15 protein-coding genes are annotated in these 14,016 nt (G+C 25.4%); 13 read left to right on the top strand and 2 right to left on the bottom strand.

Annotation, left to right across the window (positions count from 1 at the left end):
- Positions 1-195: 195 nt before the first annotated feature.
- Positions 196-1,467 carry an endonuclease Q family protein gene (locus tag PHZ07_05220; protein MDD3284966.1) on the top strand — a complete coding sequence of 424 codons (1,272 nt, stop codon included), beginning with the start codon at positions 196-198 and terminating at the stop codon, positions 1,465-1,467.
- 77 nt (positions 1,468-1,544) lie between these two features.
- Here PHZ07_05220 and PHZ07_05215 read toward each other — a convergent pair whose 3' ends face one another.
- Together PHZ07_05215 and PHZ07_05210 are read right to left on the bottom strand one after the other, a co-directional pair.
- On the bottom strand, positions 1,545-1,727 hold the full coding sequence (locus tag PHZ07_05215; GenBank protein MDD3284965.1) for a hypothetical protein: 183 nt from the start codon (positions 1,725-1,727) through the stop codon (positions 1,545-1,547).
- Between the two features lie 175 nt (positions 1,728-1,902).
- Positions 1,903-2,157, bottom strand: coding sequence for a hypothetical protein (locus PHZ07_05210; protein ID MDD3284964.1), 255 nt, complete (start codon positions 2,155-2,157; stop codon positions 1,903-1,905).
- 130 nt (positions 2,158-2,287) lie between these two features.
- On the opposite strand from PHZ07_05210, the gene PHZ07_05205 reads away from it, so the two are divergent.
- The 12 genes from PHZ07_05205 to PHZ07_05150 all read left to right on the top strand — a co-directional run bounded on the left by PHZ07_05205 (position 2,288) and on the right by PHZ07_05150 (position 13,816).
- A complete protein-coding gene (locus tag PHZ07_05205; GenBank protein ID MDD3284963.1) occupies positions 2,288-4,024 on the top strand; it encodes a GspE/PulE family protein in 1,737 nt (578 codons plus the stop codon).
- A 1-nt stretch (position 4,025) separates the two neighbouring features.
- Positions 4,026-5,132, top strand: a complete 1,107-nt coding sequence (locus tag PHZ07_05200; protein MDD3284962.1) for a type II secretion system F family protein — start codon at positions 4,026-4,028, stop codon at positions 5,130-5,132.
- Between the two features lie 4 nt (positions 5,133-5,136).
- Complete coding sequence (locus PHZ07_05195; protein ID MDD3284961.1) at positions 5,137-7,344, top strand: prepilin-type N-terminal cleavage/methylation domain-containing protein; 2,208 nt, start codon at positions 5,137-5,139, stop codon at positions 7,342-7,344.
- Position 7,345: 1 nt separating this feature from the next.
- Entirely contained in the window at positions 7,346-7,933 is a 588-nt protein-coding gene (locus PHZ07_05190; GenBank protein MDD3284960.1) for a hypothetical protein, read from the top strand.
- Between the two features lies 1 nt (position 7,934).
- The gene (locus PHZ07_05185) at positions 7,935-9,434 is read left to right on the top strand and encodes a hypothetical protein (GenBank protein MDD3284959.1); all 1,500 of its coding nucleotides are present in this window, start codon (positions 7,935-7,937) and stop codon (positions 9,432-9,434) included.
- A gap of 51 nt (positions 9,435-9,485) precedes the next feature.
- Complete coding sequence (gene pilM / locus PHZ07_05180; protein ID MDD3284958.1) at positions 9,486-10,637, top strand: type IV pilus assembly protein PilM; 1,152 nt, start codon at positions 9,486-9,488, stop codon at positions 10,635-10,637.
- Between the two features lie 3 nt (positions 10,638-10,640).
- Positions 10,641-11,165 carry a hypothetical protein gene (locus tag PHZ07_05175; protein ID MDD3284957.1) on the top strand — a complete coding sequence of 175 codons (525 nt, stop codon included), beginning with the start codon at positions 10,641-10,643 and terminating at the stop codon, positions 11,163-11,165.
- Positions 11,162-11,734 (top strand): type 4a pilus biogenesis protein PilO, encoded by a 573-nt coding sequence (gene pilO, locus PHZ07_05170; protein MDD3284956.1) that lies wholly within the window; start codon positions 11,162-11,164, stop codon positions 11,732-11,734. Before PHZ07_05175 ends, pilO begins: the two co-directional genes overlap by 4 nt.
- Before the next feature lie 4 nt (positions 11,735-11,738).
- Positions 11,739-12,023, top strand: coding sequence for a hypothetical protein (locus PHZ07_05165; GenBank protein MDD3284955.1), 285 nt, complete (start codon positions 11,739-11,741; stop codon positions 12,021-12,023).
- Between the two features lie 82 nt (positions 12,024-12,105).
- The gene (locus tag PHZ07_05160; protein ID MDD3284954.1) at positions 12,106-12,744 is read left to right on the top strand and encodes an MBL fold metallo-hydrolase; all 639 of its coding nucleotides are present in this window, start codon (positions 12,106-12,108) and stop codon (positions 12,742-12,744) included.
- The gene (locus PHZ07_05155; GenBank protein MDD3284953.1) at positions 12,745-13,443 is read left to right on the top strand and encodes a hypothetical protein; all 699 of its coding nucleotides are present in this window, start codon (positions 12,745-12,747) and stop codon (positions 13,441-13,443) included.
- A gap of 58 nt (positions 13,444-13,501) precedes the next feature.
- The gene (locus tag PHZ07_05150) at positions 13,502-13,816 is read left to right on the top strand and encodes a hypothetical protein (protein MDD3284952.1); all 315 of its coding nucleotides are present in this window, start codon (positions 13,502-13,504) and stop codon (positions 13,814-13,816) included.
- Positions 13,817-14,016: the final 200 nt, after the last annotated feature.

Raw genomic sequence — 14,016 nt, 5'->3', positions numbered from 1 at the left:
ATTTGGAACACTCCTTATGAATGGCTAAATTATTACAATTTTAAAAGAATACATTTAACCCTTAACGGACTTACTCCTCATGAAAAGTATTTAGAAAGTGTAACCCTTGACTGTTAACTGTACATATACACAAAAATTAAAAGACTATAAACATTTAATATAAGATGCTAAAATAAAAACATAATACAAATATTTATGCAAAAGGTAATCACAGATTTACACATACACTCTAGATTCTCTAGAGCATGTTCAAAACACATAACAATAAAAAATCTTGCAAATTGGGCAGAAATAAAAGGAATAGATATTTTATCTACTTCTGATTTTACTCATCCAAAATGGCTCGAAGAAATAAAAGAAACATTAGAAGATAACGGAGATGGACTATTTCATCTAAAAGACAAATCCTCTAAAACACATTTTATATTATCTACAGAAATATCATGTATTTATAAAAAAGGAGCTAAGACTAGAAGACTTCATCTATGTATCCTTTTATCAAATCTCAACTCAGTTTATAAATTTATCAAAATATTAGAATCAAAAGGAAAAAATTTAAAATCAGATGGCAGACCAATACTTGGAATAGATGCAAAAGATATTGTTGACATCGCACTTAGCTGTGATGAAAAAGCATTGGTGATTCCGGCTCATATTTGGACTCCATGGTTTGCAGTACTTGGTTCAAAATCAGGATTTGATTCCATAGAAGAATGTTTTGAAGATTATACAAAATATATTTATGCACTTGAAACGGGATTATCATCTAGCCCAAACATGAATTGGCTCGTATCATCACTAGATAAATTTTTGCTTGTATCAAATTCAGATGCTCATAGTTTGGAAAATTTAGGAAGAGAAGCAAATGCAATTATGATAGAAAATTTTTCCTATGATGAAATATATAAAATTATAAAAAATAAAAATAAAAAAAAATTTTTATACACAATAGAATTTTATCCACAAGAAGGAATATATTATAACGATGGGCATAGAAATTGCAAAATTTCTTTTGACCCACAACAAAGTAAAAAAAATAAAAATATTTGCCCTATATGCAAAAAACCACTTACTATAGGAGTATTAAATAGAGTAATGCAACTTGCTGATAGAAATGAGAATGATGTTGATAAAATAAAAAATAAATTTATTCCCTACAAAAGTTTAGTGCCATTAAAAAAAATAATATCGGAAATAAAAAATGTAGGAGAAAATTCTAAAAAAGTAAATGAAACATATTTTAATCTTATAAAAAAAGGAAAAAATGAATTCAATATATTGCTTGATGCAAATTATGAAGAAATAAAAAATATATCAAATGATAAAAATTTAGTAGATGCTATCTATAAAATGAGAAGTGGTGAAATAAGCATAAAACCTGGTTATGATGGTACTTATGGGAAAGTAAAAATTTTTACCGATGAAGAAAAAAAATCTATAACATTTCAACAAAAAACTTTATTTTAAAAATTATTTTTATAAAAATAAAAATCCCTTCGACAAGCTAAGGGATTTTTATTTTTTTCGAATTACTCTTTCGAGATCTATTTTTTTGTTTTCTTTACTGCTTTCTTTTTTGGAGCAGCTTTCTTTACTACTTTCTTTACTGCTTTCTTTTTTGGAGCAGCTTTCTTTACTACTTTCTTTACTGCTTTCTTTTTTGGAGCAGCTTTCTTTACTACTTTCTTTTTTGGAGCAACCTTCTTTTTTGTTTTTTTAACTGGCATTGCTTTTTACTTTCACATTATCTTTCAATAGAAAGATAATTTATGATTAATTTTTTAAACTGTATATTAAAATATTTTAAAAATACTTTATATTTATATTATATCATTTTTTTAAAAAAAATAAAGAAAAAAATAAATAAATTTTATAATCTTTTAAAATATATTTACAAAAAAATTATTTTTGTATAAATAATAATTTTCCAACAGTTGCCATTAAAAATTGTGAACTAAGTCCAGTCATAAAAAGCATACCAAAAAATATTACAAATAAACCAAAAAATTTATACATTATTCTTGTGCCTCCTGATGATCCAAGCTTTGACTCAGCCCAATCATTTTTTCCAAGATTACTAACAATCCACTCAGTCTTCCAAACAACCATAAATCCCAAAAAACAAAGTAACAAACCAACTATTATTCTAGTGATCATAAATTTAAATTAATTATTATATTTTAATTTTATCAAAAAATAAAAAAACACGCTACATATAATTTTATAAAAAACTATATTGTGATAAAATTACCATATAAGATAACTTAGTATTTTTTAAATAATATTTATGTTCACAATAAAACAAATTAAATCCATATTAAAAAAATCTGAAATTTTAACTATAAAAGAATTTGAGAAATTGGAAAAGGAAGCAGAGGAAGAACAAAAAAATATACTAGATTATTTGTTAGAAAAAAAAATTATAACAAATGCATTATTATATGAACAGGCTGCAAATTATTTCAAAGTAAATTTTATAAATCTAAAAAATGTAAACATAAGAAAAGATATCTTATTTACAATACCTGAAGAAATAGCAAATTCACATAATATAATAGCATTTGATGGAGATGATAAAAAAATAAAAATAGCTACAATAGATCCGCAAGATTTAGAAATAATAGAATTTTTAAAGAAAAAGTTTGGAAGACTAAAATTAGAAATATATATATCAACACCAGATGATATAAAAGAAGTTTTAAAATTGTATAAAAAAAGTTTAAAATCTGAATTTAAATATCTATCTGGGGAAGAAAATAATGAGGAAAAAAACAAAAACAAAGAAAGTTTAATTAATGTATCAAAAGAAATACCAATAACTAGAATAGTAGATACATTATTAGAGCACGCTATAATAGAAGGTGCTAGTGATATACACATAGAACCAGAGGAAAAAGATGTACTTGTAAGATATAGAATAGATGGAATATTACACAATGTAATGACTCTTCCAAAAAATATACAACCAGGACTTATAAGTAGAATAAAAATTCTATCCAATTTAAAGGTAGATGAACATAGACTTCCGCAAGATGGGAGATTCAAAATAAAGTCCGAAACATACAAAGTATCCTTTAGAGTATCTATAATACCAACATTTGATGGAGAAAAAATAGTAATGAGACTATTGAATGAAAAATCTCAAACATTAACATTGGAACAATTAGGATTCCAAAATAAACCATTTGATATCGTTAAAAAAAATATAGAGAAACCACATGGCATAATTCTAGTTACTGGACCTACTGGAAGCGGTAAAACCACTACTTTATATACAATATTAAATATTTTAAATACTCCAAAAGTAAATATATCTACAATAGAAGATCCTATAGAGTACAGAATGAAGTGTGTAAATCAATCCCAAGTAAATTCAAAAATAGGATTTACATTTGCTTCTGGATTAAGATCGTTATTGAGACAAGATCCCGATATTATAATGGTAGGAGAAATAAGAGACCAAGAAACTGCTGAAATAGCAATTCACTCTGCCATGACTGGACATCTTGTACTTTCTACTATTCATACAAATGACGCAGTATCAACTATCCCAAGACTAACAGAAATGGGTGTACCAGCTTTTTTAATTTCATCAACCTTAAATTTAATAATCGCCCAAAGACTTGTAAGAAGAATATGTCCTGACTGTATACAAAGTTATAATTTAGATGAAAAAATGATAAATGAATTAAAAAAGCATTTTGATATAAATAAAATCCTGGAAACATTAGAGAGAGAAAAAATAATATCAAATAAAAAAAATGGACTAAAGGAATTATTATTCTACAGAGGAAAAGGATGTAATAAATGTAGAAATACCGGATACAAAAGTAGAATAGGTATATATGAAGTATTAGAAAACGAAAGTAAATTATCAAATCTTATTTCACAAAATTTATCTACAGAAAAAATAAAAGAATATACACTTAGCAAAAATATGCTAACAATGATTGAGGATGGTTTTATAAAAGCAAAAAATGGAATAACAACCATTGAAGAAATATTAAGAGTAACAAAAGAGTAAAATGGAAAATATCAAACAAAAAAATAATAAATCACAACTAAATAAAATAAATGAATACTTAGCAAAATTTTCTAATGTTCCCATAAAAGAAAAGCTATTTTTTATAAAACATTTAAGCGTGATGCTTAGAGTTGGAATATCAATATCTGACGCACTAAAAACATTATCACAACAAACAGAAAATAAATATTTCAAAAAAGTATTACTTGAAATGAATAAAAAAATAGAAAATGGAGAAAACTTCTCTCAATCTTTAAAAGCGTATCCAAAAATATTCAATGAATTATTTATAAGTATGATTGAGGCGGGTGAAATCTCTGGAAAATTAGAAGAAGTACTAAATCAATTATTTATTCAATTAAAGAAAGAACACTCATTAATAAGCAAAGTAAAAAGTGCTTTAACATATCCCTTGGTTATAATTTTTGCAATGATTGGAATGGGAATCTTTATGATGGTAGTTATTATTCCAAAAATAACCGCAGCATTTACTCAAATGGAAGCAGAATTACCATTGCCTACAAAAATTCTTATAAAAATGAGTGACACTTTAATACACAATGGTCTATTATCTATAATAATAGTTATATTACTTATAGTGGGACTTATAAAATTTGTAAAATCAAAAACTGGAAAACCAATATTTGATCTTATGACTATAAGATTTCCTATAATAGGACCAATTATAAAAAAAATAAACCTAGCACGTTTTGCTAGAAATATAAGCTCTCTATTAAAAACAGATATAATGATTGTAAAAACATTTCAGATAACTGCAAATATACTTGGAAATTCTCAATATAAAAATGCATTAAATGAAATGTCAAAAAAAATAAAAAAGGGAGAAAAAATAAATCAAATGATAAGTAAATATCCAAAACTATTTCCTCCTGTAGTAACCCAAATGATAGCAATAGGAGAAGAAACCGGGGATTTGGATAATATATTAATAGAGTTAGCTGAATTCTATGAAGAAGAAATAGATCAAATAATGACAGATTTACCAGCTATAATAGAACCTCTTTTAATATTACTTCTTGGTGTTGGCGTGGGTGGTATGGCGATAGCTATAATAATGCCTATGTACAGCTTGAGTTCTTCTATATAAATTAATGATAAAAAAAAATAAGAAAAATGCATTTACCCTTATAGAAATAATGATATCTCTTTCTGTCATATTTTTACTTATGTTTGGAATATATGATTTAATAAACTATTCTCTCAATATAACATCTGACAACAAATCATATGTAGAAGCAATAAGCATAGCAAATCAAAAAATGGAACAGATAAGAAATATGCCATATTCAAATGTAGGTACTATAGGTGGTATGCCAAATGGAATAATACCAGAAAATGAAATTATAAATAAAGACAAAGAATTTACAGTTCATACAATGATACAATTTTATGATGACCCTTATGATGGAACTCTAGAACAAGAAAATGATTCAATATTTGTAGATTATAAAATTGTTACCATAGATGTTTCTTGGAAAAACAAAACAAATATAAAAAAAATATCTGTATTCTCTAAAGTAATACCTAGTACAGAAGAAAATTTAACCGGCTATGGATTATTGAAAATAATAGTTACAAACTCTAACGGTTCTCCAATACAAAATGCAAATGTAAATATATCAAATTCAAATCTTGTGCCAAATATAGATGCAACATATACAACAAATGTAGATGGAATCATATCTATACCAACATTACCAGATTTTGAAAACTATCAAATAATAGTAAACAAAGAATTATACAGTGAGGAAAGAACCTACTCTAGAAGCGCAGAAAACCCAAATCCAACAAGAATAAATCTCAGTGTTCAAGAATCAAAAAAAACAGAAGAGGGGTTTTCTATAGATCTTCTTGGTTCACTAACAATAAAAACATTAAATGAAACTCTTCTAAACGATTGGCAAGTAAATACAGATGAAACTCAAAATATTCAAAAAAATTCTGCAATAAAAAATTCTGGTGAATTTTCTTACATAGTGTGGGAGGATTATAGAAGCGCAAGTTCTAGTATTTATATGCAAAAATATAATAATCTAGGTGAAAAACAATGGATATCAGGAGATAAAAAGATTAGCAATGATGAAGATCAAAAATCTCCAAGCATTACAGAGGACATAGATGGTAATTTTTATATAACATGGAATAAATTATCTAATGATGAAGATGCATATCTAACAAAAATTGATAATAATGGAAATATTTTATGGGGACCAAAAGTAATACAAACATCTATACAAACAAGCAATCAAATAAGCACAAAGATTAAATCATTAAATCATTCCACAAGTACTGTTGTTAGCTGGGTAGATGATATAAATTCAGGATATGATATATATATACAGAAATACAGTATAGATGGAAACAAAGAATGGATTAATAATATAAGAGTAAACACAAATCCAATAAATGATAGCACGAATCAATATAATCAAAATATCTCAATAGACTCTAACGATGATATATATATAGTATGGACTGATGATAGAAATGGAAATCTTGATATATATGCACAAAAGTTTGATACAAATGGAAACGCTCTTTGGGCAAATGACAAAAAAATAAATAATGATGTTGGAGTAGCTAGCCAATATTCTCCAAATATAAATATAGACTCTAACGATGATATATATATAGTATGGACTGATGATAGAAATGGAAATCTTGATATATATGCACAAAAGTTTGATACAAATGGAAACGCTCTTTGGGCAAATGACAAAAAAATAAATAATGATGTTGGAGTAGCTAGCCAATATTCTCCAAATATAAATATAGACTCTAACGATGATATATATATAGTATGGACTGATGATAGAAATGGAAATCTTGATATATATGCACAAAAGTTTGATACAAATGGAAACGCTCTTTGGGATCCTAATGATCTTAGGGTAAATATAAATCTAGAACAATCACCACAAACAAATGCAACACTTGATATAGATGATGAAAATAACATACATATAGTATGGACTGATGATAGAAATGGAAATCTTGATATATATATGAACTCTTTTGAAGAATATGGGAAAACAAATACCATTTCCAATATTCCTATAAGGATATCTGGAACAAAAAAGATAGGAGATGATCCAATAATATTAAAATATCAAAAAGAATTTTACACAGATTCTAATGGATTAATAACACTAGATAATCTAGAATGGGATGATCCTGGTTATACGATAGAAATTATTACAGCTTCCACAACTTATAGACTAATAATGACAGAACCATATAATCAAATAAAAATTTTACCAGAAGATGACAAAACTATATTACTATATTTAGAAGATTAAAATGAAAAAATATAAAAAAAAAGGAATGAGCCTAATAGAGATAATATTTACTATAACTATAGGATTTTTGGTTCTACTTGTAATAAATGATTTTATTGCAAAAGGTTTTAAATCAATTACAATAAGTTCTGAAAAAGAAGACGCCATAGAACACGCAAGAAAAGCACTTGAATCAATGACAAAAGAATTAAGAGGTGCAAATTCATCTGAAAAAGGTGACTATCCAATAAGTACAATTCAAGAACAAAATTTTATATATTACACAGATATAGATAGAGACGGACAAACAGAAAAAATTAGGTATTATTTAGATAAAGAAGATAATAAATTAAAAATGATAATTTATGAACCAGGCGATTTAAATGATTACAATACAACTGGACAAACATCCATACTGGCAGAATATGTAAATAATAATAATGAAAAGATTTTTTCTTATTATGATTCAAATGGAAATGAAACTGATGAAATAAACAAAATTGGCTTAATAAAAATATTATTAAAAATAAATATAACCCCAACTAGACTTCCTGATGATTATGAAATTGAAACAGACGTGCAGTTTAGAAATTTAAAGGACAAAATATAATATGTTTTTCAAAAACAAAAAAAATGGATCAATATTATTTATATCTCTAGTTATGACAGGAATATTCATGCTTATGGTAACGGGCACCTTATCACTAGGATTGTTACAGCAAAAAATTAACCAAATAAAAGTAGCAAATGCACAGGCAGTTTACGTTGCTGAGGCTGGAATAAATTATTATAGATGGGTTTTGTATCATGATAAAAATGAGTTTTGTAATAAAGAAACTTGTATAGGTGCGCCCAATTACGGACCATATGGACCATATTCATACTCAGACCAAAGTGGAAACATATTAGGCCACTACGAACTATACATAACACCACCATCACTAGATACAAATAGTATAATAACTATAAAATCAGTAGGCTGGGTAGATAAATACCCAAACATAAAAAGAACAATAGAAGTAAAATGTGGAATCACATCATGGTCAGCTTTTGCTGTGTTAGCAAACTCAGACATAAGATTTGGAGAGGGTACTGAAATATGGGGACCAGTGCACTCAAATGGAGGAATAAGATTCGATGGAATAGCTCACAATATAATAACTTCGGCTGTTTTGGATTATAAAGATCCAGATCACGAAAGTGAAAATGAATTTGGTGTTCATACTCATGTATTTCCAGTAGATCCATATCCAGATGGAAACAATCCTCCACAAAATACTCCAAATAGAACAGGTGTATTTATGGGGGGGAGAAATTTTCCAGTTCCGGTTATAAGTTTTGATTTATTAGATAGTTATATAAATGAAACATTAGAAGATGCTGGAAATGATGGCTTGGTTTTAGAAAGTTCTGGTGTAGAAGGATATCATATAACATTTTTACCAAATCAAACAATGAGAATAAGAAAAGTAACTTCTATAACAAGCCCGTGTTCTCTTTGTATAGAATACGATTGTGTAAGATGGAATAAATGGGGAATGTGCACACAAATTGGATGCACAGAATATAGTACTACTCCAACATATGGAATAGATCATGAGTCAAATTATATGGACAATGTATCAATACCATCAAATGGACTTATATTTGCAAAAGATAATGTATGGGTAGATGGCAAAATAAATAATTCCAGGGTAACAATTTTGGCATTCAAAGAACCTCTTAGTGGCAATAATACAGACATCATAATAAATGAAGATTTATTATATACAAATTATGATGGTCGAGATGCCATAGGACTCATAGCTCAAAGAAATATTAATATTGGTTTCTATAGTAAAAACAATTTAGAAATAGATTCAGCAATAATAGCAAAAAATGGAAGAGTGGGAAGAGAATACTATTATTCTGCATGTGGCTCACAAGCAAACAGAAATATAATAACAATAAAGGGATCTATGGCCACAAGAGAAAGATACGGATTTTCTTACACAGATAATTCAGGATATCAAATAAGAAACATAATTTTTGATAATAATTTACAGTCTGCACCACCGCCTTATTTTCCCACTACTGGAGAATATACATTTATATCATGGGAAGAAAAATAAATTAATGTTATAATTCATTTATAAATATAAACAATATCCAAACATATAGATATGCTTTTTATTAATAGCTCAAATTATCCTATAGGATTAGATATATCTGATTTATCTCTAAAATTTTTACAATTAAAAAAAAATGGAGACAAAATAAAGATTCAATCTTTTGGAAAAATTGAATTAGAAAAAGAAATTATAAGAGATGGTGAAATATTAAATAAAAAAGAATTTATAAAATCAATAAAAAAACTTCTTTCTCAACCAAAATTTGGAAAAATCACATCTAGTGAATTTGTAATATGCCTACCAGAACAAAAAACATTTATAAAATTATTATCTATTGATAAAAATTTAAATAATTTCGAGGAAACGTTAGAGGAAGAACTAAAAAAACAAATACCAATACCAATAGAAGATATATATTATGATTGGCAATTAATACAGGAAAGAGATGACAAAAAATTAATACTATTAGGAGCATCTCCAAAAAACTTTGTAAATCAATATTTAGAAATATTCAAAGAGTGTAAATTATCAGTAGTAGCTATGGAAATAGAATCAACCGCAATAAGTAGAGCTCTTCTAATGGAAGAAAACCCAAAATATAAAAAGATAGATACAAAAAATTATATAATTCTTGATATAGGGGCAAAAAGATCTAGTATATTTATATATTCAAAAAATACCATACTTTTCAATCTAAGTATTCCAATATCTGGGGAAGAAATTTCTGAAAAAATAGCAAAAAATCTAAAAATCAATCCAAAACAAGCAGAACTTGCAAAAATAGTATGTGGATTAGATGATGATAAATGCAAAAATATTATAAAAAAAATATTATCAAATACAATAAATGAACTTATACTCAAAATAAATAATATAATAGATTTTTATACTAAAAATTATGAAAACAGAGGAATAATAGATCAAATCATCTTAAGTGGTGGAGGTGCAAACATAAAAAATTTAGACAAAATAATTCAAGAAAATACTAAAATTCAAACAATATTAGGTGACTCATCAATAAATTTTTATAATAAACAAAAATTCCAAAAACATTTTATAGAAACACATAAATTAAAAACAGAAATATTAAACATAAAAAATAAAAATCAAAACAATACAGAAAACATATCAACAACACAAAATTCCAATCTTGAATATACAACAGCTATAGGCTTAGCTCTAAGAAATATTTTTTTAGAATAATATATGCTCACAATAAACATTCTTCCAAATAGAATAAAAAAATTAATATCTATAGAAAAAACATCAAAAATTATAACAAAATTTTCTATTTTTTTATTAATACTAATTACACTCATAACTAGTATAATATTTATGGGAAAATTATTTTTAAAATCATACTTGAAAACAGTAGAAGATTCAATGTCTATGAATAAAAAAAGCAAAAATTTTGGCGACGATATAATAACAATAGAAGATATTCTAAAAAACACAACCATTATACAAAAAGAACACGCAAACTATTTAAATATACTAGAGGATATAATTTTAAACATAGATAACGAAATATCAATATCCCAAATTAGAATAGATGGGACAAAAAGTGAAATAATAATAACAGGCTATGCTAAAACCAGAAATTCGCTTTTAATACTAAAAAATAAATTTGAAGAATCAAAAGTTTACTCAAACATAGATTTGCCAGTAGATAATTTATTAGAAAAAACGAATATAAATTTCAATATAAAAATGAATTTCAAAATACAATGAAGGAAATAAATAAAATAAAAATTCGTATTATAATATTATTTGCAATTTATGTAATAGTAATTCTTTTAATCATACTTATGATATTTATACCGTCATTAAAAGAAATTCAACAAATGAGTAAAAATATAAAGGAGCAAAAAGAATATCTAACAAATCAATACAATGTAGATAAAAATCTAAGAAGCACTAGCGAAAACTTAAAAATTGTAAAATATAATATACAAAATTTGAATGATATATTTATATACAAAGATAAAGAGGTAGAATTTATAACAACACTAGAAAATATTGCATCAAAAGAAAATATAGAACAAAACATCAAAATTACTCCACCAAAAGATGACAAAAACAATAATTATAAAAAAACACAAATACAGTTAACTACATCTGGAAATTTTGAAAATATATTAAATTATTTGACAGAGTTAGAAAAACTCAAATATTATATAAATATATATTCAATTGATATAAATAAAAATCAAAGTAATAAAATAAAAGGACTTGAGGATATAGAAAATGTTTCAACAAATGTTGTATGTATAATAAATGCATACACTTATTGGAAATAAAAAAATGAAAAAAAATGAAAAAACACACGGAAAAAAAATGAAAAAATATATTAATATATTATTTTTTACACTAACTATATGTTCCATCTTATGGGTATATATTTTTATAAAAAATAATGTGTATATTATCATGACATCTGATATAATACAGGACATAGAAAAATCATCAGAAAAAAATATAACCGCAAATAAACTGGAAGAACTATTAAATCAAATAGAAGAAAAAAACAATATTATAAAAGAAAAATCATCAGAAAAAAATATAATTTATAAAAATATATTTAAATAAAATCTAAAAATTATATAAACAATTAATATCCTATCATTAGCAAATCATAATAACATGCTCTAAATAGGAACAAAAAAACAATATGAAAATAACATGGTATGGACAATCTTATTTCAAAATAAAATGTCAAAATATAGAATTAATAATAGATCCATATAATTCCTCCATAGGCATTATTCCCCCAAAAATAAAACCTGATGTTACTCTAATAACACACAATCACGACGATCACAATAATAAAGATTTTTTTTCTGCTGAAACTATAATTATAGATGGCCCTGGAGAATATGAAATAAATGGCACCTTCATATATGGCAAAGAAGCTTATCATGACAATGATAATGGAACACAAAAAGGTATTATAACTATGTACAAAATAGAAGATGAAAAACTAAAACTTGCACATTTAAGCGATATAGGTCAAAAAAATTTAAATCAAGATCAATTAGAATTTTTAAACGACGTTGATATTTTATTAATACCAATTGGGGGGAAATATACAATAAATTCAAAAGAAGCTATTAAACTAATAAATGACATAGAGCCCAGAGTTGTAATACCAATGCATTATAAAATACCTGGACTAAAAATTGATTTAGAGGCTGTCGATGATTTTACAAAAGAAATAGGTCTTAATCCAGAAATAACTGATGAATATAAAATCTCGAAGAACGACCTTCCTGCTGATGAAATAAAATTAGTTATTCTAACAAAACAATAAATGAAAAAAAATGTTCAAATGATAATTTTCGTATTTGTATCTTTTTTATTTATACTGATACTATGGTTTCAATTTTTTATTAAAAATATATCTAAAAACAATCCCCCAAATTTAGAAATAGAAAATATAAAAAATAGTATAACTGAAACATTAGAACAACTAAACATAAATAAAAAGATATCAGATGCAAAATCTAGTATAAATGAAATGCAAAAAATAGCGGATCAGAAAACAAATGAAACAAAAACATTAAACGACAAAAATGAATTAATAATAAAAGTTTCTGAAAAAATTGAAAACTATTCAAATAAGAACGATAATACAATAGAATATCAATACGAACCATGGAATATTAAATTCAACTATAAAGATGATATGACAAAAAAAGTAATATCAGAATCTAAAAAAATCGAAATAAACAATATTTCTAATAATGATATAATGTTGACTATATCAAGAGAAAACAAAAAAATAGAAAACGCAATAAACACAAGTAAATATACAAAAACTATATTTAATAATTCCAATTTTTTTGAAACAAAAGAACAAAATATAAATGATATATATAGAAAGGACTATTATACGCAAATAGATGAATATGTATATAAAATAGAAATAAAATGTCCATATGAAAAAGTACCAACATATTGGGATCAATTGAATCAAATAGCAAAATCACTATCAAAATTGTCAAATTAAATTTGAATTAAACAAAATAACTGTTAAAATGAATATATCTAATAAATAACAAATCCCTATGGATGAAAATAAAAATGAATTAAATCCACTGGAAGAAAAAAAACAACCGATAATAGAGGATGTATTTTCTGATTTACCAAACACAATTGGTGATGAAATAATAAATAATACATCACAAGAAGAAATAAATATTCAATATGAAGCAATAGAAAAACCATATAAACAAAATATTGAGCCAAAAATTACAACCTATGAACCAGAACAAATAGAAAGCACATATCAAAAAGAAAAAAGTCCAAAAAAATTACTATTTACACTCATATTAGCTCTAATACTTATAGTTGGTGGATTTGTAATTTGGGTAATTTTGTAAATACCACACCTCAAAACTATCATCATAAACAAAAAAGTAGATTATTATCTACTTTTTTGTATTTTATAACTAGCTATGTACAGTTAACAGTCAAGGGTTACACTTTCTAAATACTTTTCATGAGGAGTAAGTCCGTTAAGGGTTAAATGTATTCTTTTAAAATTGTAATAATTTAGCCATTCATAAGGAGTGTTCCAAAT

Source organism: Patescibacteria group bacterium, from assembly GCA_028692545.1.
Lineage (GTDB): Bacteria > Patescibacteriota > Patescibacteriia > UBA1558 > S5-K13 > STD2-204.
Note: the sequence above shows the minus strand (reverse complement) of the source record. Positions and strands in the feature narration are given on the sequence as shown.